This window comes from Marinobacterium sp. NO-S09 (assembly GCF_059179545.1).
The window spans coordinates 2,897,736-2,923,382 of sequence record NZ_CP168954.1; the positions used below are offsets into that span (position 1 = coordinate 2,897,736).

The window sequence follows — 25,647 nt, forward strand, 5'->3', positions numbered from 1 at the left end:
TGTCTGCAAGGTCAATTTATACAGGAAAGCAGCAAGACGATGAGTAACCTGATCCGCGAAACCGTAACAAGTGTGCACCACTGGAATGACACCCTGTTCAGCTTCACTACCACACGGAACCAGGGTCTGCGTTTTAAGAATGGCCACTTCACCATGATTGGTCTGGAAGTGGACAACAAGCCATTGCTGCGTGCCTACAGTATCGCCAGCGCCAACTATGAAGACGAGATGGAATTCTTTTCCATCAAGGTTCAGGACGGCCCACTGACCTCACACCTGCAGAACCTCACCGTTGGTGATGAGCTGCTGGTCAGCAAAAAACCGGTGGGCACTCTGGTAACCGACAGCCTGCTGCCAGGTAAAAACCTGTACCTGCTCAGCACCGGAACGGGTTTGGCACCTTTTATGAGCATCATCAAGGATCTGGATGTATACGACGAGTACGACAACGTGATCCTCACACACGGCGTACGTTATGTATCCGAACTGGCCTACCAGGACCGCATTGAGAACGAACTGCCGAATAACGAATACTTCGGCGATATCGTGCGCGAAAAACTGATCTATTACCCGACCGTGACCCGTGAGCCCTTCCGTAACCAGGGCCGACTGACCGATGCCATTACTAGCGGAAAACTGACGCGGGATATTGGCCTGCCGGAGCTGAACCCGGAAACAGACCGCTTCATGCTGTGCGGTAGCCCGGCGATGTTGAAGGATTTGACGGAAATTCTGGATGCCAAAGGCTTTAAGGAAGCGCGTGCGGGAGAAGCCGGCCACTATGTCATTGAGCGCGCATTTGTCGAAAAGTAAGCAGTCCTGCCTGATTTGATTGATCTATGGACTGCGGCGGTGACCTAGCCAATTTCCTGACAGACCCCGGCCGGCTTGGCCGGGGTTAGGTTTTGCTGAGACTGCAGCTTGCTGTTGAAGGGAGTTTACTTTTTGCCATCCATTTGCCTCCCGTAGGCTGAAACAACCGTTATTTAATCGGCGATCAACTACGCCAGAGCTTTCTCAGGCTTCCCAGCATCTCCTGTACCACCTTGCGTCGAGCACGAATCCGATCCCGTCTCAGTTGTTCGAAGTTGATACCGTCTTTGCCATCCCGATATCTATGCGGGATGGATTCGGAGATTGAATCACCAACAGCGCTTTTCTGTCTGTCATCGCTTTTTGCGTGGATTAATGCCTCACACGACTGAGGGTGATAATTACCTCTTACGTACATCATGTCTTTGTCCTCCAATACGTTGTCCCTGAAAACAGGGGCATTTGCTATCTGATGATTTCGGGCACATGCTAGGCGTGTTCTTCATTGCAAGAAATTCCAAAAACATGAGAACTGACTTTGCAAAAACGAACAGCAAAAAAGGACGAGACCGGCACTCTTACCTCAGATAAAACGCGAGGTCATCTTGCGTGGAATGACTTTGAGACGATTCTTGCCATCGCGACCGAAGGCTCCTTGTCTGGCGCCTCTCGTGCACTGGGAGTGAGTCATGCCACCATCTTTCGACGCCTGGGTGAAATCGAAAAGTGCCTGGGCGTAACCCTTTTTAAAAGAAGCCGCACCGGGTACAGGCCGACGCCTGCAGGTGAGGAACTTGCCGAAACGGCCAAGCTAATGGACGAGGCAGCCCTCGATGCCCAGCGGAGAGTGGCCGGTCGTGACCTTGAGCCCAGTGGCGAAATCTGGGCGACCACCACAGACTCCTTGCTAATGGGCCTGCTTGCACCGCTGTTCACGCAATTCCGGCACGAATATCCCGGTATCCTGCTCGATATTGCCATCTCAAACCAGCTGTTCAACCTGACACGCAGGGAAGCGGATGTTGCCATTCGTCCTTCCAACCAGCCTCCTGAAAACCTTATCGGTCGACCGCTGACCAAGATTGGTCAAGCGATATACGGACACCGAAGCCTCGGCTTGACCCCGGGGGAGCCGATCCATGCCTACGCCAGCCAACCCTGGATTGGTGCCGGACCCAGGCTTCAGGACGCAGAGCTGGAACACTGGATGGAGAACAACGGGCTAAAATCTGCCTGTGTCCACCGTGTTGATACGCTCGTAGGCATACTCAGTGCGGCTCGCGCTTGCATGGGGCTTGCAGTACTGCCCTGCTATCTGGCGGACCGGGACCCGGACATTGTCCAACTCAGCGACCCCATTCCCGAGATGGAATACGGCCTCTGGTTTCTAACCCACCCAGACCTGCGCGGTGTGGTGAAGATTCATGTATTGATGGAGTTTCTGACGGATGCGGTCAGAGCACAAACGCAACGTCTGGCCGGGCTGCCACTGAAATAACATTCATGGACACAAGAAGGGAATCAAATGACTTATCACAAGGGCTCCTGTTTATGTGGCACGGTCAAATTTGAAGTAAGCGGAGACTTCGATAGTTTTTACCTTTGCCACTGCAAGTATTGTCAAAAAGATACGGGATCTGCCCATGCAGCAAACCTGTTCTCCAAGACCGCTCAGTTTACCTGGTTGACGGGTAAAGAGGCCGTAACCTCCTTCACCCTGCCGGGCACCCGCCACAGCAAGAGCTTTTGTAAGCTGTGTGGATCAGCATTACCCAACATTCAAGCTGAAGGCGTGCTCATCGTCCCCGCAGGATGTCTGGATACTGAATACTCTGTTGCGCCCACTGCACGCATTTTCACATCGAGGAAAGCAGCCTGGGATCGGGCACTGAATGAGGTGCCAGAGTTCGAAAACCTTCCGGAGTAGTCTCGGGACACCTGACCTGTAGCGAGATGACACTTCTTCGCACTTCCAGCGATCACGTATAATAGGCTGAAAATAGCTACAGCATCCCTGCCGACATTCCCCGGGAGTCAGGAGTTATATGACTGGTGAACATGAATCTGACTTTTCACCTGAGCCGCTGACAAGCCTTCGCTTTCATAATCTGGCTTGCCTTACGCTCTGGATTATTTGTTTTAGCACTGTAACCTGGGTATTCAAATCAGGCGCATTTGCTGCCTGGGACAGGCATGTAAACTTCGGCCCAAACCCCGATGGACTGGGATGGCTGGCAAGTATTGGTCTGGGTATAGTTGTCGGAACACTGGCCTTTGGGGCTCTGTATGCGCAGGCCATGTTGAGTTATGTACGCTGGCAGCTCAAACGTCACAAGGAAAAGAATGATTGAGCTGGTTATCAAAAATGACAGCTTGGCGCACATTGCAGACACTAGCTAGCCTTTCCTTGCACCACGGATGGCAATGCTCATTTGTAGCTGGTAACAGATGACAAAATCATTCATTATCAGGTAACAATGGACTGGCCGTTGCAGGAATTGCGTACGGCAAAGCAGCAGAACCCGCACGCTTGTTTTCATCGGAAGAGAATAGCTGTGATATCTCGATTTATCCTACCTTTTCGAAATGCTTCGAGCGGCTCTCACTCTCTTTGGCCGAGGGCAAGTGTACGCATGCGTAATGCAATACCACAGGTGACAAGATGATCTTCTCGAAGAAGCCATATCTATTGCTTTTATGGCTCTGGTTAAGCTTGAGTTTAAGCGGCTGTGGCGCCGATTCAACAGGTGGTGTTATTGGGAGTATCCAGGATTCTGTTAGAAAGCTTTCTGGTACAACTCACTACGGATATGTGGGCGGCCAGCGGTATGAAGCCACTGTTACAAGCGGTGATGTGAGCTCAGGTGCTACCCTGGTGTCTGCCATGCCTCCAGCTGAAGCTGCTAGTCTTGCTGCTGAAGCGTTGCGGGTAACAACAATACCCAGTTGGAAGTTTCGTGTATGTAGCATCAACCTGATGAGCTATAACGAGGAAAACAGCTACTACTATCTTGTGTCGTACTGCCAGAAGACCCAAAGAATGAGTGTCGGCTTTCGCGTGCCAGTACTCTTATCGGGAGAGGTAATATGGCCCAAAATTTCTGACGACTAACTAGCAGTAGGGGGACACTAAATAGTTCAGCGAAGCATGGACTGCTTCGCGCACTAAGCGGACTTTAATGGGCGATAGCTAGTCGTTTATAGCTCATATAGAGGGCTTCGAGTTCCGGCAAAGAACGAAAGCACAGGTTCATGTCTTGTCTTTAGACTCGATTCTCGGTTTGAAAGGAAAATAGCAAGACCTGACCCCATGCCTTGAAGCTGACATTAGGTGTGCCGTAGCCCAAGGGAGCTAACCGCAATATAGCCGACACTAGAATGTTACTCCGGCCCGAATATACTAGAAATAACACTTATATAGGCGGCGTCTTCAAATATGACCTAAGTACCTCATGAATCATCCAGTTGGTGTGATAGTCTTTACAGATCAAGTATCTATTGTCAGACATAAGGATGTGCCGCCATGGCCAGCATTACCGCGCCGACGGAACTCAACGCCCTGCTACTCGCTAACCTGCCAAACCCACAAGTTGACTCCGATGCCGTTGAAGCCTTTATTGATCGCTGGAAAGATGGCGGCGGCAGCGAACGGGCCAACTACCAGCTGTTCCTGAATGAACTGTGCGAGGTGCTGGGGTTGATCAAGCCGGAGCCTGCCCGTGATGACCTGCGCGACAACGCCTATGTTTTTGAACGCCGTGTAACAGAAGAATTTGCCGAAGGTGGTAACACCAAGCGCTTTATCGACCTCTACAAGCGGGACTGTTTTGTATGTGAAGCCAAACAGTCTGGGCTGACACTGGAGTCCGGGCGCTGGGACAAAGCCATGCGCAAGGCTTTTAACCAGGCCGAAGGCTATGTGCGGGCATTGCCTGCGGAAGAAGGTAGGCCGCCGTTTATCATCGTCACCGATGTGGGCCGCCATCTGGAACTGTATTCCGAATTCAGCCGCAGCGGCGGTAACTACACTGCTTACCCGGATGCCAATAGCCACAAAATCAAACTCGAAGACCTACGCAAGCCCGAGATTCAGCAGCGCCTGGTTGCGGTCTGGAACAACCCGATGGAGTTGGATCCAAGCCGGGTGTCGGCAAGGGTTACCCGCGAAATTGCCGACAAGCTGGCGAAATTGGCCAAGTCGCTGGAAGCCGATGGTCACTCGCCTGAGCAAACCTCCGGCTTTTTGATGCGCTGTCTGTTCACCATGTTTGCCGAAGACGTCGGCCTGTTACCGCTGCGCAGTTTTACTGAACTGCTGATGGAGCTGGAACAAGACGACTCCTTTAAGGAGATGCTGGAGAACCTCTGGCAAACGATGAACACAGGTGGGTTTTCGCCGATCTTGCGCACCAAATTACTGAAGTTTAACGGCGGTCTGTTTGCTGATGCCGAAGCCATCGAGCTGGACCACGAGCAGCGGTTGTTATTGATTGAAGCCGCGAAGTCCGACTGGCGCTACGTCGAACCGGCGATTTTCGGCACCTTGCTGGAACGGGCGTTAGATCCGCGTGAACGGCATAAACTCGGTGCCCACTACACCCCGCGCAGTTACGTTGAACGGCTGGTGATGCCCACCATCATCGCCCCCTTACGGGAAGAATGGGAAAACGTGCAAGCAGCCGCCGTGGCGCTGGAAAGCAAGGGCAAACACAAAGATGCCGTAGCCGAGATTCGTGCCTTCCACCATCGCCTGTGCCAGATTCGCGTACTCGACCCGGCCTGTGGCAGTGGTAACTTTTTGTACGTGACGCTGGAACACATGAAGCGTCTGGAGGGCGACGTACTGAACCTGCTTCACGAACTGGGCGAAAGCCAGGGCCTTCTGGATATGGAAGGCGTGACGGTCGACCCGCACCAGTTCCTCGGTATTGAAATCAACCCGCGCGCCGCCAAGGTGGCCGAAATGGTGCTGTGGATCGGCTACCTGCAATGGCACTTCCGCACCTATGGCAACAGCAACCCGCCACAACCCGTGCTGCGCGACTTCCACAACATCGAAAACCGCGACGCCCTGATCGACTACGACAGCTGTAGCGAACAACTCGATGAGAACGGCAAGCCGGTGACGATCTGGGACGGCCTGAGCATGAAAAACAGCCCGGTCACCGGCGAACTGATCCCCGACGAAAGCGCTCGCACTCCGGTATTCCAGTATCACAACCCCAAACAAGCTGACTGGCCACAGACTGATTTTATCATCGGCAATCCGCCGTTTATTGGGGAAAAGCGAATGCGGCAAGCCTTAGGCGATGGATACGTCGGCGCTCTGCGCGACACATACTCTTCGCTGCCCGCCTGTGATCTCGTAATGTACTGGTGGCATATCGCCGCGGAAAGAACGCTTACCGGAAGCAGCAAGCGCTTCGGTTTCATCACTACCAACAGCATCACTCAATTGAAAAACCGACAAGTAGTTGAACCGCATCTGTCAGCCAATTTGGGTATCACATTCGCTGTCCCAGACCATCCGTGGATCGATGCTGGAGATGGGGCAGCCGTCCGTATTGCCATGACCGTAGCCGCTGTAAAGGCCGAAAGCGGATCTCTACTCCTGGTGGCAGAGGAAAGTGACTCCGGGGACGACGCTAAGAATATTCACTTCAACCAACAGTCCGGACAAATTCACGCCAACCTTCGTGTAGGCGCCGCACTCTCGCAAGCTGTCGCTCTGACAAGTAATTCATCAATCGTATTTCAGGGCGTAAAGCTTGTAGGGAATGGTTTCGTCCTCGATGAGGCAAAGCGCAATAGCTGGATTTCAGCCACCCCACTCTGGGAACGTTATTTGCCCCGCCTGATTGGCGGCACCGATCTTACCAAAGGTAGGGAGGCACGCTATTGCATTGATTTCTTTGGACTGACCTGTGAACAGGCTGCGGCTGCCTGTCCTCCGGCCTATCAGCAGGTCTTGACCGAAGTTAAGCCTATGCGTGATAGCAACAACGACCGTTTCTTCCGGGAATACTGGTGGCTATTTGGTCGTGCTCGTGGGGATATGCGAGCAGCATTAACAGGGCTTGATCGCTATATCATTACCAGTGAAGTCTCCAAGCACCGTTTTTTTGCATTCGCCTCCACGCTGGGAACTATTTCCGATGGCTCGCTAGCTGTAGTTGCATCCGAAAGCGCAAGTTTCTTGGGGATACTGAGCAGCAGAGTGCACTCCCTTTGGGCATTGAATCAGGGCGGAAGAATGGGTATGGGGAATGATGCTCGCTGGCAAAACGGTCCTTGTTTTGAGAACTACCCCTTCCCCGACGCCAATCTCGAGCAACAGCAGACCATCCGCGTCCTAGCTGAGCGCCTCGACGCCCACCGCATACGCCAGCAAGCCCAACACTCCGAACTGACCCTGACCGGTATGTACAACGTACTGGAAAAGCTGCGCCGCGAAGAGACGTTGACCGCAAAGGAAAAAACCATTTACGACGACGGCCTGGTGGGCATTCTGCGGGAACTCCACGACGAGCTGGATCGTGCCGTGTTCGAGGCCTACGGCTGGAGCGACCTGGCCGACCAGCTGGTCGGCCTACCCGGTGCCACAACGCCCTACCCGGAAAAATCCGAATCTCAGGCCGAAGCGGAAGAAGAACTACTCAAACGGCTGGTAGCACTCAACCATCAACGCGCTGCCGAAGAAGCCAAAGGCCAGATCCGCTGGTTACGGCCAGATTATCAGGATCCGAATTACGGCACAGACAGCGCTTCCACTGATGAGTTGACTGCTCAAACCGAAGCCGACGTGCCCGTTGCGACAGCCGCTGCCAAAGCCAAAAAACTTACTTGGCCAAAAGCCATGCTGGAACAAATCTCCAGCGTTAAAAACGCACTGCAAAAAGGTCACAGCACCGCCGAAGCTATTACGGCTTTATATAAAAGTCCGAAAACAACCTTACCTAAAGTGCAGGAAGCTCTGGAATCTCTTGAATCCTTGGGTCTTGTGAATCACAACGGCGACCAATATCAGTTGGTTGGTTAATGAAGAGAAGTTGGGGGACAGAGCCCAAATTAATACAATCTCTCCTGAGCTTTCATATTGAACCATGCCGATTGCTGATTGCTGATTGCTGATTGCTGATTCCAGTGAGAGTCGAATGATCGTTTGGGGTCGATAGCGAATCCGCCCCGATTCCCAATCGTCGGCAATGTACCGTGGGAGGCCTGCGGTATCGACTGTCAAAGGCTCCGGGTCAGATATCGACCCTGAGCAGCTACTGACAGAAGGTCATGCTCATTAGCCATAGGTAAATTGGGGCGAGCAAGCGCTATTGACACGCCGTATATTAAAAGAAAGATGCAGGGCTAAAACAGAGAGAATGATATGTCTGATGTGAACTATCAAAAACAAGCGCAGGACTTTTACGGCAAGGCGCCTGTCATCATTTTGGGCAGTGGAGCCTCTGCTGCACACGGTATGTCTGGAATGTGGGCGCTAGCGAAGCATCTGATCGAAAATACTGATATTTCAGGGCTAAAAGACGCTGAAGTCGATGCATGGGAAAAATTCTGCCAACTGTTGAAGGATAATGTCGATCTGGAAGCCGCCCTACATCAAGTAACAGCTTCTGAAGAACTGACATCCAGAATAGTCAAATCCACTTGGGTCCTGATTAACTCTGAAGATAACGAAATCTTTCAGAAGAGCCTTCAAAATAATACGATGTTTCCATTGAGCCGCCTTCTTGAGCATATGTTCAAAAGTAGTCTTAAAACAATAAACATCGTCACTACAAACTATGATCGTCTTGCGGAGTATGCCTGCGATCACGGGCGTATCCACCATTATACCGGATTCACCCACGGCTTATTCCGACAGCTCGCAGCTCCTACAGAAGTCACATCTGGGCGCAGGGCTAATATTTGGAAGGTCCATGGATCTTTGGATTGGTTCCAGTCCCCTCTGGAAGATACTGTTGCCCTATCGAATATCCAAGACATACCGGATAACTATCAACCACAGATTGTGACCCCTGGAACACAAAAATACCAAAAGACGCATCTTGAGCCGTTCCGTTCCATTATTAATAACGCTGATCAGGCTCTCAATGAAGCCGGTTCTTACCTTTGTATTGGTTACGGCTTTAATGACGAGCATATCCAGCCGAAACTGATGGTGAAGTGCCTTCGCCAGAAAGCACCTATAACTATTATCACCTATGCTCTTTCCGACTCTGCCAAAAAGCTTATTCTTGATGGAAAAGCACAGAACTACCTGGCAATAGAACGTGGTGAAACAGACGATCAATCCATCGTCTATTCCTCTCTGGATAAGAATCCGTTGAAGGTGGAAATGAATATCTGGAGTCTTGAAGGTTACCTGTCACTCATCATGTAGGAAGAAAATATGCCAATTTTTAACTTTAAGGACGAAGAAGCACTTGGGAAAGTTACCTCCGTAGATACAACAAATGTGATCGTCGAGGTGGAGAATATCGACCAGCTCAAAAGGTTGCAGGTTAACCACCTTGCTGTCCTTCAAAGCAGCAGGCCGGGACAGCACCTCATCGGCCTGATTACGCAGGTGACCCGTAAGCGCGGTATCGAAGAGATTATAAATGACGGTATCAATGACCACTCTTCAGAGTTAAATCTGTGCCGTATTGCTCTGATTGGCACCATGATGGACCGTGATGGCGAAAAGGAGAATGTGTTCCGTCGTACTCTCGAAAGCGTTCCTGAAATTGACGCGAACTGCTTCTCGCTGGAGGGTGAAAACCTCACAGGATTCATGCGTACCCTCTCCAGCGTCTCAGCCGATGGGAATGCCCTGACTCTCGGCAAATACACGCTGGATGAACACGCCGTTGCGTACCTCAACGGCAATAAACTTTTCCAGCGCCACGCCTTTATTGGCGGCAGCACTGGTTCAGGTAAGTCCTGGACGACTGCCAAGATCATCGAGCAGATGTCGGGGCTTTCTACAGCTAACGCCATCGTCTTCGATCTCCATGGAGAATACTCGCCGCTGGTGGGACAGGGCATCCAGCACTTTAAGATTGCCGGACCAGCAGACGTTGAGGCGAAGAAAACCATCGGCGATGGTGTCCTCTACCTGCCGTATTGGCTGCTTTCATATGAAGCGCTCGTGTCCATGTTCGTCGACCGTAGCGATCAGAATGCCCCCAACCAAGCCATGATTATGGCGCGTGAAATCAACCAGGCTAAGCAAAAATACCTAGAGGAAAACGGTCAGCACGATGTATTGAAGCATTTCACCGTCGATAGCCCAGTTCCATTTGATCTCGATGTCCTTATGCAACGATTGAATGAGATCAACGTTGAGATGGTTCCTGGGGCGAGGGCTGGCAGTGAAAAACAAGGTGAGTTTTTCGGGAAACTCGCCCGCATGATTTCCCGCCTTGAGAACAAAATCTCCGATAGACGCCTTGGTTTTATGTTCAACGTTGGTGGAGACGTGCTGGATTTTACCTGGCTTGAGAAATTTACCACTGCGGTACTCGGGAGCACAGATGAAAATGGCAAGGCTGGCATTAAAATCATTAACTTCTCGGAAGTGCCTTCGGACGTTCTGCCATTGATCGTATCTTTGGTTGCACGGGTCACGTTCTCAGTCCAACACTGGACTCCAGCGGAGTTGCGCCATCCTATTGCCCTATTGTGTGATGAGGCACATCTCTACATGCCTCAACGCAGCATGGCCGATTCTGCCGATGACATCTCGCTCGATATTTTCGAGCGCATTGCGAAGGAAGGTCGGAAATACGGTGTCAGCCTAGTCGTGATAAGTCAGCGTCCGTCTGAAGTAAATAAGACGATGCTCAGTCAGTGCAGCAACTTTGTATCCATGAGGTTGACCAACGCCGAGGATCAGGGCGTTATCAAACGTTTACTTCCTGATAGCCTCGGCGGATTCAGCGACATATTGCCGACCCTCGACACAGGTGAAGCGCTTGTTGTTGGTGATGCCAGTTTGCTACCAAGTCGGATCAGAATCGACGAGCCTAAACACAAACCAAATAGCGGTACGGTCGATTTTTGGGATGAATGGCAGAAACCAGTCAAAGATATGCGTTTATCAACTGCTGTTGATAACTGGCGTAAGCAGAGTATTCAATAGGAGCAAAAAGTTACCAAGCCCATTTCGCTATAACAGGAGCGTAAACACGGATGCCCAATTACACTACGCTTTATTGGGCTCCGGTTACACTGGGCGTTAATGTCAGCTTTGGGCCAACACCGGAAGTGAGGTTCTATTCAATCAGTCCTCACTTCAAGCACCGCAGCTCACCGGTCTGTAATACAACCATTGACTAACTTCAGCTTAGAAAATCAGATAGCTTGCTCACTCATATCAGGATTAGATCCGCTCTTTCAGGGCTCTAAGAAGGCTTCGCACCCCCTCCTCCAGCACCGGATGGTAGTACGGCATGGCAAGCAGTTCATCGACGCCAAGCTTTTGTTGCATGGCCCAGGCCAGAAGGTGCGCCAGATGCTCTGCCTCCGGCCCAAGAATTTCAGCGCCAAGCAACTGACCACTGCCCTTCTCGGCCCAGATTTTCATAAGGCCAAGGTCACGCGACATTACCTTGGCGCGGGCCTGGTCGGCAAAATCAAACGAGGCAACTGCAAAGGCATTGGCGAATGCCTGCTCAATCTGATCGGGTCGCATCCCCACCGTTGCAATCTGGGGGTCGGAAAACACAACCGCCAGCGGTACCGTTCTGTCTCCTGCCGCAACATCTGGCCATAGCGCGGCATTGCGTCCAGCAATGGCCCCCTCGTCAGAGGCTTCGTGCAGCAGTGGCAGATAATTATTGGCATCCCCGGCTATAAACATGTGCTCTGCAGAGCACTGGAGTGTGTTGGGATCGAACACCGGTACACCCCGTTCGTCCAACTCAAGGCTGGTATTTTCAAGCCCCAGCTGGTCCACATTGGGACGACGCCCCGTCGCTGCCAGCAGGTATTCAAACTCTTTGGTCAGAGTCTGGCCGTTCTCTGCCTCGAAACTGACCAACACACCTGACGATGTCTCTTTCACGTCTATCACTTGTGCATCAGGATCAAGCGGGAATTCGCTGCCGAAACAGTCCTGTGCAGCCTGGCGGATTTCATCGTCACCTATGGGGCCTATTGCACCTCCGACACCAAACATGCGCACTCGCACGCCCAGGCGGTGCAGTGCCTGCCCCAGTTCAAGGCCAATCACGCCCGGTCCAAATACGACGACGGACTCAGGCAGAGTATTCAGTTCAAACAGGTCGTCATTCACTAGCAGGCGCTTGCCAGCGGCATTTAAAAAGGTGGGTATTGCCGGTCGAGAGCCCGTTGCGATCACAATGCGGCCAGCTTCTATCAGCTCTCCGTCAGGGGTTTTCAGCAGGTGGTCTGTTTTGAAACGTACGGGCTTTTGCAGGATATCCTCTTCGGGGATGGACTCCATACCCTTGAGTACCTTGCCGACAAAACGATTTCGCATGCCCCGCACGCGCTGCATCACCTTTTCGCCATCAATCTGTATACCACTGGCACTCACGCCAAAGGTATCGGCATGATGCATGTGCCAGGCAGCATCGGCCGCAGCAATCAGCAGTTTACTTGGCATACAACCCACACGTGCGCAGGTTGTTCCCAGTGGGCCCGGGTCAATCAGCAAGACTGATTGATTATGCCGACGTGCCGTACGATAGGCCGTGAGGCCCGCGCTGCCGGCACCTATTACCGCTACATCTACCTTGCGCATAAAAACTCCTTGTCAGGTTGGCTGCCCGTAACCACAGGTTCAGAGCTTCAGGTTAATCCTTGGTTTTACCTGCTTGTCGCCCCGCAAGGCGCAAAACTCCTGTTTACGGCCATCAGGATAGTTGACCTGTACGTTAAACCCCATACCGGGGGCATGGTTAAGCACCAGTGTCCGGGCCTTGCCCGGCGGGATTCGAAACGCCTGAATACTGGATTGAGTATCAGCGCTACCAAAGTCCAGACTGATCGATTCAATCATGAGATCACCGGCGTTGTAGAAGGTCACTTCCAGCCCTGTAACCGGACTGGTAAAACGGCCCACTGCCCCGCCTACAAGTAGCGCCAGCAACACAGCGAAGAACAGTACGCGCCTAACTGAGGCCATTGCCAGTGAATCTGTAATTTTCATTTAACGGCATCTATCGCTACATTAACTAAATCTAATATAATGACATTTAATATGAATTGATAGCCGGTTTTAAGTACCACGCATCTTCACATAGAGTGCTGATGTCGTTCGTGCTGGCCAAGTCTACGACTGACCTGAGGGACTTATGTGGGATCAACGTTACAACTCTGACACTTACATGTACGGCGAAGCGCCGAATGATTTTTTGGCGCAACAGGCTCACTTGATACCTGAAGGACCTGTTCTCTGCCTTGCAGAAGGTGAAGGACGCAACGCTGTATATTTGGCTAGTCAGGGATACGAAGTGCATGCCGTAGACCAATCCGTGGTCGGGCGCGAAAAGGCACTGCAGCTGGCGTCAAAATCAGGTACCCGTATTCAGTACGGCATTGGTGATTTGGCACATCTGGAAGCCGGCCAGGACCAATGGAGTGGCATCGTTTCCATCTTCGCTCACACACCTTCAGCGTTAAGACGTGAACTCCATGCCAAGGTGGTTGCAGGCCTGAAACCCGGTGGCGTGCTGATTCTGGAAGCGTTCAGCCCAGATCAATTGAGCAGCCCTGGTTTAGGCGGCCCTCGCGACCTCGATATGCTGATGGCTTTGACAGACCTGAAGCAGGAATTTGAAGCACTGGACCTGCAGATAGCCAGAGAGGTTGTCAGGACGGTTGATGAAGGTGAGCTTCATCAGGGAGAGTGTAATGTGGTTCAGCTGGTTGGGGTTAAAAGGTCATCTTAGCGTCTGGCTTCCGGGGTTATTTCATTAAGCACTGTCAGCCAGCACGCCGTGATTTGATAAAAGACACGGCGAAGGCTGACACGGCCAGCAATTGGAACAACCAGAACAAGGGAATAAACCCGAAGGGCTCGACCAGAACCCCGTTTTCATCGATGTACGAGCCGATTGCCTTATAGGCTATTAAACAAGCAAATCCGCAGATGCTGAACAGAAATGCCAGTAGGTATCGCTTGATTACGCTCATTGCTGCCTCGTGACTCAGTATTCAAATCAGGAAATTTCAAGCCCAGCCCTTCGCTCAAGTCCGCCTGCAGAAAGTGCTCGCTTCTCACGGTACATTTTATGATCAGCTATCTTGAGCAACTCTGCTGGCATTTGGCCATCTTCAGGGAAAAGCGCGTATCCAAAGCTCGCACTGCTTTTCAGGCTCTGCTGTTCGATTGCAAAAGGCGGCTCAAGTTCTGTACTGATACGATCAATGAGTGTCTCGACACCTTCACGCCCTGTCACGCTGGGCATTAAAATCACAAACTCGTCTCCACCAATACGTGCCAGAGTGTCTGCGTCACGAACTTGCTGTTTAAGACGACCCGCTACTCCTTTGAGCAGCTCATCCCCCATGTGATGGCCGTAGGTATCGTTGATCTGCTTGAACCCGTTCAGGTCAATAAACATGACAGCCAAACGCTGCCCGGAACGATGTGCCTGAACGATTGAATACTCCAGCTTTTCCATAAACTGGTGCCGGTTGGGCAGTTTGGTCAAAGTATCGTGATGTGCCAGAAAGTGGACGGCCTCTTCCGCCGCTTTGCGATCACTTATGTCAGATACCACGTTCAGCGTTGCCGGCATGCCGCCCCAGCTTATCAATACACCTGTTATTTCGATTGGGTAGCTTGTGCCATCCCGCCTCAAAAACAGACTCTCGTACCGGCTTGGAGCACCCTGGCCAGCCACACGTCGCATGTAATTTCCCAACATCGTTTCCCGCGCCTCGGGCGCGATGAGCGGCAGAAATGTATCCAGAGCGAGCAGTGCCGGCTCATCATAGCCGGTCATCTCACACATGCGCTGGTTCACATAGACCAGGCGCTTGTTTTGCACGATGGCAATCCCGTCATGTGCATTATCGACCAGATAACGATAGGACTGTTCGCTTTCCTGCAGCTCAGCGCTTTGCTTACGCAGGCGAGTGTTCAGACGTCTATTTGCCAGGACAAGCAAAATAACCACGAACAGCAGTACCAGAATCAGGCTCAACAAAAGCCATGGCGGTAATAGCTGGCTGATCTCAAAGAAAAAATCAGGTGGTTCAGAAACATTCATGGTGACATCCAATGTGTAAGCCTAAATCGTCCTGATACCATTATTACTCAGTAGACGGGGTATTCAATACTGCTGACAGATAATAGCTACCCTCATCAGGGCCCTGCCATAAAGTGGATTGTTACTGCTGCACCCTGCGCTGAAGATCTGACCAGAGGCCAATTTTTGACGAGCTGCCGGCACGCTTACCTGTGCCTCGCTCTTTTGCCAGCCAGAGGCCATCACCATTGAAGCTGTAAACCGGTATCAGGTCTTTACGCTGGTTGGCAGGCAGAATTCTGGGGTTGAGGTTGTCGAGTACGAGAGGGATTGTACGGGGCTTGGGAAAGTAGGTCAGCACCATGTGGGCTTCCCCCCAGTTGATCGCTTTTACGTACATGATACGCAGGCGGTCATCGGGGACACCCAACTCACGCAGGGTGAAATACTTGGCGATTGAGTAGTCTTCACAATCACCACCATAGGTGGTCAGTTTCTCAAAGGGCGTAGCCCAATAGTCTTTTACCCTCCAATGCTGCAAATCGGTGTAATACGGCACACGGTTGAAAAAATCATTCACTATTTTGATCTTGTCATTTTCTGACAGGGACTGGTTACTTTCGACCAATTTTTTCAGCGCCTGTAGCCGGAGTACGGCTTCCTTGCCGAATTTGGCTTCAACCCGGCCCAACAGGGCCGGACTGAACTCAACCAGTCCCTTGGCGGAGACGAGCGGTGCCGCCAGGCACATTAGCACGCTTAGCAGGAGCACACCGAGCATACGTATGTATGCGGGCTGCCGGGGACGATAGCTGGTATTCATCGGCTGGCCGCTGTCAGTCCAATTTCGCGTACGGCTTGCAGGTCATTATCTGTTTCGACCGACTCTGCAAGAATATCGACGTTCAGCAGTTCACCCAGCTCTTTCATGGCTTCAACCAGACGCCGCTTCTCGGGATCATTGCCGATGTTCTCCGTATAGATACGCGCCAGACGGATATAGTCGAGACGGAACTGCTTGAGGTTGTCCATTGGGATAAAGCGGCTCTCAAAGCGTTTGAGCATCACTTTCGCACCCAGGCGGTGGGCAAAGTCAATAAAGCTGCTAAACGCCTTCAGGTCTCGTGTGGCACCATAGGCCGTAATACTGAACGTCAGATGCTGGGCAATATCCCGGTTCGCCTCCAGCACCGGGTATAGCTGACCACGAAACTCATTACTGGCCAGCGCCGTAAAGGAGATATTCACCGCCACATTGTGGCTGACCTGCTCATTACGGATATAATCCATCACCCGCGAGACGATGTTCAGATCAAATTCGACAATTCGATCCAGTGTTTCCGCAACGGAAATGAAGGTACCAATAGGCAGCGCTTCGCCCTGCTCATCAAATACCTTGGACATGGCCTCTTCCAGAACCAGCTGGTCAGCCTGACCATCAGCAAGACTGTAGGCTTTCATGCCGTAGTTCACATCAACTCGCTGATTATCCACCACATCGCCGACAAGCTGCTTCCACTCATCCATACTGCGAGTATTGGCGCTGTATTCGGTAATGGCGAAACTGTTTTGGCCGATCAGTCGTGCTTTTTCATAGGCTTCCGTCGCCGCCGAAATCAAGGCAGCCGTGGTGCCTTGAGGATCGAAAGCAACACCACCGATATGAGCCACACTGTCTTTATTGTATTCAGAGCCAAGCGCTTCGAGCCTTTTCAGAATGGCTTTGCAAAGAGACTCGGCACTGGCCTGATTCTGACAATCGGCAATCAAAATAAACTCGGCACCAACAATACGGTATAGAAAATCACCTGCCACCTCTTCGTCCTTGAGCCCGGCACGGGTCTCATTGACGAAGGACTTGATGAAGGTATCGACCTTGTCAGAACTGAGGGTTGCCGCCAGTTTACCCAATTCATCGATGCGCAGGATAAACAGGTACCCCTGCTCTCGGGACATGAACCGTTCTTTCATTTCGGTTTCAAATGTTGCCTTGGTTTCCAGCCCGGTGAGCTCATCGACATGCAATCGTTTGCCGGTTTCTTCAAGACGGTTATTCAGGTTAGTGATGACCTTCTCGATTTTGCCCGACATGAGGTTCATGGACTTGGCGACATTGCGTATTTCGGTGGTCCAGGGCAGTTTATCGATTCTGGCAAAGTCACCTTCGCCGATACTGAGCGCAAGCTGGTTGATTTTGTTCAGCGGCCTCAGCACCAGAAGCAACATGCAGAAAAGCAAAATGACAAAAACGGCCAGTACGATAGCTGCAAACATCAGAGAATCCTGGGCCTGTTGCCAGAGCTTCAAATAGCCAATCCCCGGATGGGTGGTGACATAAACTGTGCCACCTACAACCCAGCCCGCATCAATTTCCGATTTGGCTGTGGCCGTTGTCAGGGGGAACAGCTCGGTAAACCATTCGGGAACCTGCTCGAAACGTTTGGGGTTGGTGCGGCTTAGCAACTCCTCGCCATCAATGTTTTCCAGACGAATCTCCAGATAGTAGCCACGGTCAAAGATGGAGTTGACCATGGTGGAGAGAATAGTGTCGTCCTGATCAAGAATGTATGGGCTAAGCGAGAGCCCCAGAGACGTTGCCGTATCCTGAGCATGTACCTCAGATTCTTCCTGAAGATAGTCTCGGATATTATTCAGGCTGGTATAGAAGTTTATCGAGAAGATGGCCAGAAACATGGCCGAAATCAACAGCATCAACTGCTTGGAGAGCGTCATCGAAAGACTCCTTTTTCATGCAGCCCTGTCACACCACGGATAAGGGCCAGCAGCCGACACATCAGGGCGGCACTTGTATGTCGCAATGCAAAACGATTTTAGCTTAGTCTAGAGTTGCCGAATGTAAAACAAAGATGTCTGGTTACCGAATTCTTCATACTTCAGCCTTGAGATATCGCGAGTCTGGCACCAAAGCCAATAAACAGACCACCGGTAACCCGATCAAAACGCGCGATTACACGCGGGCTCTGCATCCATCGGCTGATCCTGCCTGCAACAAGAATCAATACAGTGAACCACAGCAGCGTCAGCAGTGAATGGACGCCAGCAAGGAAGAAGGAGTACAGCGAAACGCTCACCTCAGCCGGAATAAACTGAGGCAGGAAGGAGACATAGAAGATGCCGATTTTAGGGTTGAGCAAATTAGTCACCAGCCCCTGCCTGAACGCAGCCAGGGGCTGCAAAGCAGATCGGCTTTCATCAGTATCTACGGCGCTGCGAGGCCAAAACAGCAGGCTTGCACCCAACCAGATCAGGTACGTAGCTCCTGCCAGCTTTAATGCCAGATAGAGGAACTCTGAAGCCTGAAGCACAACGCCCAGACCCAGCGAGGCAGCCCCGCCCCATGCCAGGCACCCCAAAATAACACCGAATGCAGCACAGAAGGCAACTGGCTGACGGCTACCCACGGCAGCACGCAAAACCATCGCCGTATCCACGCCCGGTGTCAGCGTAAGGAGAGTTGCAGCAACGAGAAAGGCGATAAAGAGTGTCATGGGCTTAGTACCTCCTTGTTGTCTGCTAACACGACGCCGACAGCCCTTTCGGTGCAAGCGGTTATTCCCGCGCCTGTATTCCAGTGTCTAAAAAGTCTAGCTGTGACATGGGGTTGAAGCACATGACAATAGCCCTCAAATGAGCCTGAAGCTATGCCTTGCGATAGCTTCAGGCTGTATTGGCCCTACAGGGGCTTCAACTTGACGTAAATTTCCATCTCAACGTACCCATCGACGCGGGCATCATTCAGGTAATGCTCCATCATCGGGTAGTTATCCGGCTCAAACCCGCTATCCGGAAACCACTCGGCATAAAGGCCAAGCTGGGCCTGCAAAGTCTCTTCAGGTGTCCCTTTGAAATACAGAACCGCGTATTTTCCGGCGGGGATTTCCGACTTTACAAAGGGCTCCGCAACCGGCACCGACTCCGGGACTACGATTGCGGCGGTATAGCGGCACTTGTCGATTGGTGTAACCGTCGGGTTATCGTACGCAAGTGCAAAGCGAGTCTGTTTGGAGGCTGCTATGCCATTGTTTTCCGCCCAATCAATCAATTTGTCCCAGGTCGCATAGATGGATTCAGGGGAGTATCCCCCCTTGGATGCCAGAGTGCTCACAGACATCCCGGCCAATTCCTTGATTTCAACATTCATGGTTACATCCTTTTGCGGTTTGCTTTTTATCACCTCAGCAGTGATGGCATCAGGATATAAATCGAAGGGGTTAAAGACTTTTCCATACTTGCTTTGCAGTTTTCCAATCTTGCTGTTTGTAATCCTGGCGGGATTACGTATTTCACTGGGACTGAACCCGAAATGCAGACTGACAGCTTTGGAAAAATTCGCGCTTGATGAGTATCCGCTGTCCAGCGCGATTTGCGTGATGGGAGTATCAGGTTTGAAGATCAACCGGTTAACAGCACGTTCCAGCCGACGCCTGGCGATATAATCATTAACGGTTTCGCCCAGGACGGCTGTAAAAATACGATGAAAGTGATATTCCGAGAAATGGCTAACGGCGGCCACCTCAGACAATGACAGCTTTTCCGGCAGTCGTTCTTCGATATAGGCCAGCACCCGCTCAATTCGCGCTTTGTATTTTTTATCCATAACAATAATCGGTGTCCGTTTTATCGAGGCTGATCAAGCCAAGAGAATACGCACCGGCAGCAGCCTTGCATAGCTATACCAGCGGGAGTCAGAAAAGCATCACACGAGTGTAAGGGTAGTAAGCTCACTACGCCTCTGCCTGAAGCGCAGTGAAGCCTCAATACAACGGTAAGAAGCTGAATATTTAGAACGTACCGGGGTAGGCTCCGCCATCCAGCAAAAGGTTCTGGCCGGTGATGAAACCAGCCTGGGCACCGCAGATAAAGGCACACATGGCACCAAACTCGGCAGGATCACCAAAACGCTTGGCCGGGCAGGCTTCGATCTGCTGCTGGCGTACCTGGTCAGCGGTAACACCCAGTTTTTTGGCATAAGACTCGACCGTTGAGGTCAAACGATCAGTTTCAAAGGAGCCCGGCAACAGGTTGTTGATAGTGACGTTTTTGGCAACGGTTTCACGGGACAGGCCCGCGACAAAACCGGTCAGGCCCGTACGTGCACCATTGGACAGCCCCAGAATAGAGATAGGCGCTTTAACCGCTGAAGAAGTGATATTGACGATGCGGCCAAAGCCACGTTCCAGCATGCCATCAACCACCGCCTGTATCAGGAAAATCGGTGTCAGCATGTTGGCATCTACCGCGTCATGCCAGGATTTTTCATCCCAGTCGCGGAAATCTCCGGGAGGAGGACCACCGGCGTTGGTCACCAGAATATCGGGGGCTGGGCAGGCTGCCAGTACTTGAGCACGACCAGCCTCCGTTGTGATATCAGCCGCCACTGCTTGAATGCTGACACCGGTTTGCTCGCTGATTTCCTTAGCCGTTATTTCAAGCGCTTCCGGACTGCGTGCATTGATCACCAGATCAACGCCCTCTTCGGCCAGCGCCAGTGCGCAGGCACGTCCGAGCCCCTTGGATGCACCACAAACAATCGCCTTACGGCCTTTAATATTGAGATTCATAACCAAACCTTATTGATGCTGCTTGAGCATGAGAAGACCGAGATGCGCGCAACACCCTGCCGACCACCTCACTCACAGTGTTTTTGTCGTACTTAAAGCCCTTCCACCACAACGACACGGCCGTGACTGCACTCATCGCGAATCGATTTCAGGCTTTGATACAGGTCGCTGTAGTAAAATGCTTCTGCCTTTTCCATGGAGGGAAACTCAAACAACACAATGCGACGCGGCTCCCAGTCACCTTCCAGTACCTTGTGCTCTCCACCACGGGCCAGATATTTACCACCCGCTTCTTCAATCGCAGGCTTCGCCTTCATCATGAATTCCTGGTAGCGCTCAAGGTTGAAAATATCGATATCAAAAATAACGTACGCGGCCATCTTTAGTTCCTCTTATTGTGCTGCGATTACCTGCAAGCTCCGGCAGGACTGTCAAAACATACTAAGAGAGTCTGAAGGCACCTATTTGACTTAATGCGCAAGCAGGTTGATATGTTGCGATAATGAAGCGGGTAAATAGAACACGGCAATAGCGCTGTCTGTACAGACCAGCAACTAATCCTCAAACCCCGTATCGACAAAACGTCCCTGATAGATGCCCTGAGTTTGACCGCCTGTAATGGCTGGAATCAGCGTATTCAAAAACTGGGGAAACAGCTGTAGGTCACCAAGCTTGGCAACCGGCATCCACACCACATCCACCTGGTGTTTATCGGGCGCAGGGCCATTTTTCGGCTGGAAGTCATCGGGGAGAGAACAAAGAAACAGGAATTCAACCACATGACGCCAGGTGACTGGCTCGGTGTCGCGTTGTTTGATGAAATCCGTCACGGCTACCAGGCTGCCGACCTCGGCGCTGCTGCCGATTTCCTCCTGACACTCGCGCTTCAGGGCATCAGCCAGGGATTCACCGGCATCCTGGCCACCACCGGGCAGGGCATATCGCACGCCCCCGGTTTCATAGCCATCTTTTTTCAGTAGCAGAACCTTATCATTTTGGATTATCAGTCCCCGTACCGCGTTCCTTTTTTGAGGCTCAATTCCCGTCATGATCTGGCACCTGCTCAACACAACTGTTCATTCAGATTAGCAGTATTATTGCGCCAGAAGCCACCAAATGTTGGGTAAACCCGTAGTGCCAGACGCCTATTCGACGGTTCGGTAGCGGCGATGCAGAATGGCCACGCGCTTCACATAGGCCTGGGTTTCTGCATAAGGCGGCACGCCAGAGTACTCTCCAACAGCACCAGGACCAGCATTGTAGGCCGCTGTGGCAAGTCGGGTGTTGCCATCGTAGAGCTTCAACAATTTGGCCAGGTAGCGTACCCCGCCGGAGATATTCTGTTCGGCATCCAGCGGATTGGTAACGCCCAATTCCACTGAAGTGCCCGGCATGAGCTGCATCAGGCCCTGAGCCCCCACCCGTGACAAAGCAGCGGGATTAAAAGCGGATTCGGCATGAATAATCGCCCGGACCAGCGCAGGATCTACCCCGTGGGCATCGGCAAAACGGTTCACGAGATTGCGATAGGGTTCCAGAAACAGCGGTGTGGTTTCCCAGTTAACGGTTGAATTGACCTGACAGGCATAACAGTCGAAGCGCACCACTTCGTACTCGACACCGCTGGGCTTTTCATCCGTAAACGAAAGCACCCCGTTTTCCTTGCGGTATTTGTAATAGGTGCTTACCACGCCCGCTTTTTGCTGGGGGGCAATGTTGGTGTACTCCACACGGCCATCAGGGTGCACGATACGGCGCACCTCAGCCTGAGCCAGTGGTGACGCAAGCAGTACACCTGAAAGCAGAAATGTGAAACAGGATCGGGACATTGGAAACATGGCAGCAAATCAAACATAAACCGTTGAATGCTTCATTCTAGTGCTCTGCCACAAGAAATGCTGCCATCTCTAACAGCTTTGTCTATCCGGGTTGATCCTGTTCAACATCAGGGGGCCAATTGCCCCCTGTGCGACCAGTCCGTCAGTCAAACAGATCGCGGTGAATCACCCCGGACTGCTCCCAGCGCTGCAACTCCAGAGCGGCCTCTTCTGCATTCATGCCACGTGCCTGCAGTAATCCATGCAAGAGGTCATCGACGCCACGCCCCAGGGTAGATGCACGGCCGCAGATATACAGGGCTGCACCACGGTTTATCCAGTCCATCAGCTGGTCGCTGCGCTGCTGCAGACGCTCGGTAATATAGCGTTGTGAGCCGCCGTCTCGGGAAAACACCGTATCCAGGTCGGTAATGACATTCTGTTGTGCCAATGCCTCAATCTGATCCCGGTAGAGGAAATCACCTTCCTGATACCGGTTGCCGAACAGTAACCAGATCGGCCCTTTCCGCCCCGCCGCTGCCCGTGCTTCAAGGAAGCCGATAAAGGGAGCGATACCACAGCCAGTGGCGACCAGGATCAAAGGCTGTTCGCTATCCTCGGGCGGGTTGAAGCCGGGGTGTGAGACCAGATCAAGTTCACGCGACTCACCTACCGGCCAGTTCAGGCAAAGCTCGCTGCTGCCCAATCCCAGCACCTCTTCTCCCTGCTCATTTTCATAGCGCAGCAGGCCGACCGTTAAGCGAATACGCCCTGGGCTCACATCTGATGAAGAACCCACCGAGTAAGTTCGAGGCTCGGCACCGGGTACTGGCTGAATCTGGACCAGATCCCCAGGTGCAAAACGAGTCTGCTCCGGCACTTCCAGTATCAGGCCATAGCTGCTGGGGCTATCGGCATCCCGCGCCTCATCCAGACGAACACGCTCAATCAACTTCGCCTGACACGTTTGGCGCTGGCGTTCCAGGGTTTGCGACTGAAGGTACCAGCCGTTGTGCTCGGCAAGTTGTTGCATCCAGGCAGACCAGTCATCAGAGGGATCCCCATCCACTTCATGCAGCGGCATGAGTTCAACAGCGCCCGCATTTATCAGCGCTGCCTGTAGTTGATGGCCACCGGCACAAAAGTGTCTGTAACGACGATCCCCCAATGCCAGCAGACTGAAGCTGACATCCTTGAGCTGATCGCCTTTAAGTGCCTTAACCCAGCTTTTTGCCATGTCCGGCAACTGTCCCTCACCGGTCGTGGAACACACCACCAGCACCTGGTGGTAACGCTGCCAGTCTTCAGGCTTGAACGCTGGCAGTGCGCCCTGGTCAACCTGGATGCCGGCCTGCTCAAGCGCACCCGCTGTCGCATTTGCCAGCCCCTGCCCGGTACCGGTCTGGCTGGCAAAGAGCACCAGCACTTCAGCATTTCCACTGACTTGGCTGGAGCGGGCCAGACGCTGGCGGCGCAGCCAGTTAATCGCACCAGTCAGGGTAAGCCCCAGCACCAGACTGCCGGCAAGCACGTTAAACAGGCCGGAGAACCAGCCCGCCCAGAGGCCTTCATGCAGTTGTTTGGGCAGATTGGACTCAATATCGATGGGGGTTACCTGCCCACCACTGACAACCAATGTCTGGTCCGAGGTTTGAATCAGGACTGAGCCCGCCTTGAAACGGCTGGCACTCTGAATACTCGTAAGATCATAGCGCTCAGACGCCTGCTGAATCCCCTGTGCCAAATGCGTCGCGCCTGCCCCGCGTTGCAGGCCCAGGTCAGGCCGCCCTACATGCAAGGTCATCAGTATTGCCGTCAGCGGCAGCAGCAATGCCAGCGGGAGAAGCCAGACACCCAGCCACTGGTGCCAACCGATCAAGGACTGGCTGAACTTGGGCCAGCCCAGGAACACACCCGCCACCATAATCGCCAGCATGGCATAGGTGACCCACTCAACCAGCCAGCTGGCATCAATAAGCAGATCCTTGTGGAAATCCTTTACCCAGGCAAAGAAAGCGCCCGTTGCATCCTCGGCATCCCCCACTCGCTCGAAATCGCTCAAACGGTATTCGCCAATGCCAGGGGCACGCCACTGGCCATCAACATCACTGCGCTCGATAGAGCGGATATTGCCGTCAGAAGAGGCTGTAGACACCAATTGGGTCAGCTGTGAAATCACCACTTCACCCGTATAGGCGGAGGGCGCCAGATCCTCTACTACCGGCTTGAAGGCCAGCACGATGCCGGTCAAAGTAATGAGGATAAACAGAGGGGTGAGGCACAACGCCAGCCAGCGATGCACCTGCAACAGGTAAGCTCTCATGAAACAACCATCCTTAGAATTGATTGGCTTAATTCAGCAGTTGTTCGATTTTAACTTTCCCATGCTTAAACAAGGGTTAATTTAGCGTAAAGATATGTAAATAACCTGGCCGGATGTAGGTGCTATTAAACATACAAACAGAGATGTATAGATGTTTTTCAGGCCCCGTTACGGTAAACTTAACCCTATTCCCCGTACACGTATTTGGAGCTTTAACGCGATGGTAAGACGTACCAAAGCTGAAGCTGCGGCCACCCGTGAGGCGCTCATTGATGCCGCAGAAGAGATGTTTCTGGAGCACGGTGTTGCCCGTACTTCTCTGGAACAGGTCGCACGACACGCTGGCATGACTCGGGGTGCGCTTTACTGGCACTTCAAGAACAAGGCCGATCTGGTCAAGGCCATGCTACAGCGTGTCCACCTGCCCTTCCAGGATCTGTTTGACCAGGTCGATACGGTGTGCCCCCAAGCTTCGCCACTGGAGGCCATCCGTGCGGCCTGCATCCATGGCCTGGAACAACTGGAAACGCCGCAAAAAATCCGTGTGCACACCATTCTCACCTACCGTTGCGAACTCTTTGGCGATATCGACCCTCAGGAGATGGAACGGGAAATCACTGAAGAAATCTTCGAGGTACTGCAGCACTACTTCAAAATGGCAGAAGCCCAGGGTCAGCTGAAAAACATCTCGGCTGATGTCGCGACCGAAATGCTCTATGCGGTTTTATCCGGTCTTTTCCATACCTGGATTCGCCAGCCGGAAGACTACTCCATCTCGCAGCAGGGTCGCGTATTGCTGGACACGCTGCTGAACATGATGGGCGGCACGGATAGTTCTGACTGATTCCACATTAAGCGACATTAACGAACACAAGAAAGGGCGCCGAGGCGCC

The 25,647-nt window shown here is 52.4% G+C and carries 23 protein-coding genes; 10 read left to right on the plus strand and 13 right to left on the minus strand.

From position 1 onward, the window contains the following. Window positions 1-39 precede the first annotated feature (39 nt). From O3C79_RS13400 to O3C79_RS13435, 8 genes are all read left to right on the plus strand, one after another. Window positions 40-813: a ferredoxin--NADP reductase gene (locus tag O3C79_RS13400; protein ID WP_494383495.1), complete on the plus strand. Its 774-nt coding sequence runs from the start codon at window positions 40-42 to the stop codon at window positions 811-813. 538 nt (window positions 814-1,351) lie between these two features. Next, window positions 1,352-2,311: a LysR family transcriptional regulator gene (locus O3C79_RS13405; protein ID WP_494383496.1), complete on the plus strand. Its 960-nt coding sequence runs from the start codon at window positions 1,352-1,354 to the stop codon at window positions 2,309-2,311. A 27-nt stretch (window positions 2,312-2,338) separates the two neighbouring features. Beyond that, window positions 2,339-2,740 (plus strand): GFA family protein, encoded by a 402-nt coding sequence (locus O3C79_RS13410; RefSeq protein ID WP_494383497.1) that lies wholly within the window; start codon window positions 2,339-2,341, stop codon window positions 2,738-2,740. Window positions 2,741-2,858: 118 nt separating this feature from the next. After that, entirely contained in the window at window positions 2,859-3,164 is a 306-nt protein-coding gene (locus O3C79_RS13415; protein ID WP_494383498.1) for a hypothetical protein, read from the plus strand. A gap of 311 nt (window positions 3,165-3,475) precedes the next feature. Next, window positions 3,476-3,925, plus strand: a complete 450-nt coding sequence (locus O3C79_RS13420; protein ID WP_494383499.1) for a hypothetical protein — start codon at window positions 3,476-3,478, stop codon at window positions 3,923-3,925. 411 nt (window positions 3,926-4,336) lie between these two features. Further along, window positions 4,337-7,852: a DNA methyltransferase gene (locus O3C79_RS13425; RefSeq protein ID WP_494383500.1), complete on the plus strand. Its 3,516-nt coding sequence runs from the start codon at window positions 4,337-4,339 to the stop codon at window positions 7,850-7,852. 342 nt (window positions 7,853-8,194) lie between these two features. Continuing rightward, window positions 8,195-9,208, plus strand: coding sequence for an SIR2 family protein (locus O3C79_RS13430; protein ID WP_494383501.1), 1,014 nt, complete (start codon window positions 8,195-8,197; stop codon window positions 9,206-9,208). Window positions 9,209-9,217: 9 nt separating this feature from the next. Continuing rightward, window positions 9,218-10,951 (plus strand): ATP-binding protein, encoded by a 1,734-nt coding sequence (locus O3C79_RS13435; RefSeq protein ID WP_494383502.1) that lies wholly within the window; start codon window positions 9,218-9,220, stop codon window positions 10,949-10,951. Window positions 10,952-11,191: 240 nt separating this feature from the next. Here O3C79_RS13435 and O3C79_RS13440 read toward each other — a convergent pair whose 3' ends face one another. Together O3C79_RS13440 and O3C79_RS13445 are read right to left on the minus strand one after the other, a co-directional pair. Continuing rightward, window positions 11,192-12,577: a dihydrolipoyl dehydrogenase gene (locus O3C79_RS13440; protein WP_494383503.1), complete on the minus strand. Its 1,386-nt coding sequence runs from the start codon at window positions 12,575-12,577 to the stop codon at window positions 11,192-11,194. 39 nt (window positions 12,578-12,616) lie between these two features. After that, complete coding sequence (locus O3C79_RS13445; protein ID WP_494383504.1) at window positions 12,617-12,985, minus strand: hypothetical protein; 369 nt, start codon at window positions 12,983-12,985, stop codon at window positions 12,617-12,619. Between the two features lie 145 nt (window positions 12,986-13,130). On the opposite strand from O3C79_RS13445, the gene O3C79_RS13450 reads away from it, so the two are divergent. Further along, window positions 13,131-13,727 (plus strand): SAM-dependent methyltransferase, encoded by a 597-nt coding sequence (locus O3C79_RS13450; RefSeq protein WP_494383505.1) that lies wholly within the window; start codon window positions 13,131-13,133, stop codon window positions 13,725-13,727. 34 nt (window positions 13,728-13,761) lie between these two features. Here the strand turns inward: O3C79_RS13450 and O3C79_RS13455 are convergent, their stop codons facing one another. The 11 genes from O3C79_RS13455 to O3C79_RS13505 form a co-directional block, all read right to left on the minus strand. After that, window positions 13,762-13,971: a DUF3955 domain-containing protein gene (locus O3C79_RS13455; RefSeq protein ID WP_494383506.1), complete on the minus strand. Its 210-nt coding sequence runs from the start codon at window positions 13,969-13,971 to the stop codon at window positions 13,762-13,764. Window positions 13,972-13,997: 26 nt separating this feature from the next. After that, window positions 13,998-15,053: a diguanylate cyclase domain-containing protein gene (locus tag O3C79_RS13460; protein ID WP_494383507.1), complete on the minus strand. Its 1,056-nt coding sequence runs from the start codon at window positions 15,051-15,053 to the stop codon at window positions 13,998-14,000. A gap of 121 nt (window positions 15,054-15,174) precedes the next feature. Further along, window positions 15,175-15,855 (minus strand): transglutaminase-like cysteine peptidase, encoded by a 681-nt coding sequence (locus tag O3C79_RS13465; protein ID WP_494383508.1) that lies wholly within the window; start codon window positions 15,853-15,855, stop codon window positions 15,175-15,177. After that, entirely contained in the window at window positions 15,852-17,765 is a 1,914-nt protein-coding gene (locus tag O3C79_RS13470) for a bifunctional diguanylate cyclase/phosphodiesterase (RefSeq protein WP_494383509.1), read from the minus strand. The genes O3C79_RS13465 and O3C79_RS13470 overlap by 4 nt, the downstream gene beginning before the upstream one ends. A 161-nt stretch (window positions 17,766-17,926) precedes the next feature. Continuing rightward, window positions 17,927-18,541, minus strand: a complete 615-nt coding sequence (locus O3C79_RS13475; protein ID WP_494383510.1) for a LysE family translocator — start codon at window positions 18,539-18,541, stop codon at window positions 17,927-17,929. A 185-nt stretch (window positions 18,542-18,726) separates the two neighbouring features. After that, entirely contained in the window at window positions 18,727-19,650 is a 924-nt protein-coding gene (locus O3C79_RS13480; protein WP_494383511.1) for an AraC family transcriptional regulator, read from the minus strand. A gap of 184 nt (window positions 19,651-19,834) precedes the next feature. Beyond that, a complete protein-coding gene (locus tag O3C79_RS13485; protein ID WP_494383512.1) occupies window positions 19,835-20,614 on the minus strand; it encodes an SDR family oxidoreductase in 780 nt (259 codons plus the stop codon). A 92-nt stretch (window positions 20,615-20,706) separates the two neighbouring features. Further along, window positions 20,707-20,994 carry a DUF1330 domain-containing protein gene (locus tag O3C79_RS13490; protein WP_076464022.1) on the minus strand — a complete coding sequence of 96 codons (288 nt, stop codon included), beginning with the start codon at window positions 20,992-20,994 and terminating at the stop codon, window positions 20,707-20,709. Between the two features lie 174 nt (window positions 20,995-21,168). Then, the gene (locus O3C79_RS13495) at window positions 21,169-21,663 is read right to left on the minus strand and encodes an NUDIX domain-containing protein (protein ID WP_494383513.1); all 495 of its coding nucleotides are present in this window, start codon (window positions 21,661-21,663) and stop codon (window positions 21,169-21,171) included. A gap of 96 nt (window positions 21,664-21,759) precedes the next feature. Next, window positions 21,760-22,443 carry a lytic transglycosylase domain-containing protein gene (locus tag O3C79_RS13500; RefSeq protein ID WP_494383514.1) on the minus strand — a complete coding sequence of 228 codons (684 nt, stop codon included), beginning with the start codon at window positions 22,441-22,443 and terminating at the stop codon, window positions 21,760-21,762. A 151-nt stretch (window positions 22,444-22,594) separates the two neighbouring features. Beyond that, entirely contained in the window at window positions 22,595-24,754 is a 2,160-nt protein-coding gene (locus O3C79_RS13505) for a PepSY domain-containing protein (protein WP_494383515.1), read from the minus strand. A gap of 220 nt (window positions 24,755-24,974) precedes the next feature. Here O3C79_RS13505 and O3C79_RS13510 point away from each other — a divergent pair, with 220 nt between their 5' ends. After that, window positions 24,975-25,598 carry a TetR family transcriptional regulator gene (locus O3C79_RS13510; RefSeq protein ID WP_494383516.1) on the plus strand — a complete coding sequence of 208 codons (624 nt, stop codon included), beginning with the start codon at window positions 24,975-24,977 and terminating at the stop codon, window positions 25,596-25,598. The last annotated feature ends 49 nt before the right edge of the window (window positions 25,599-25,647 follow it).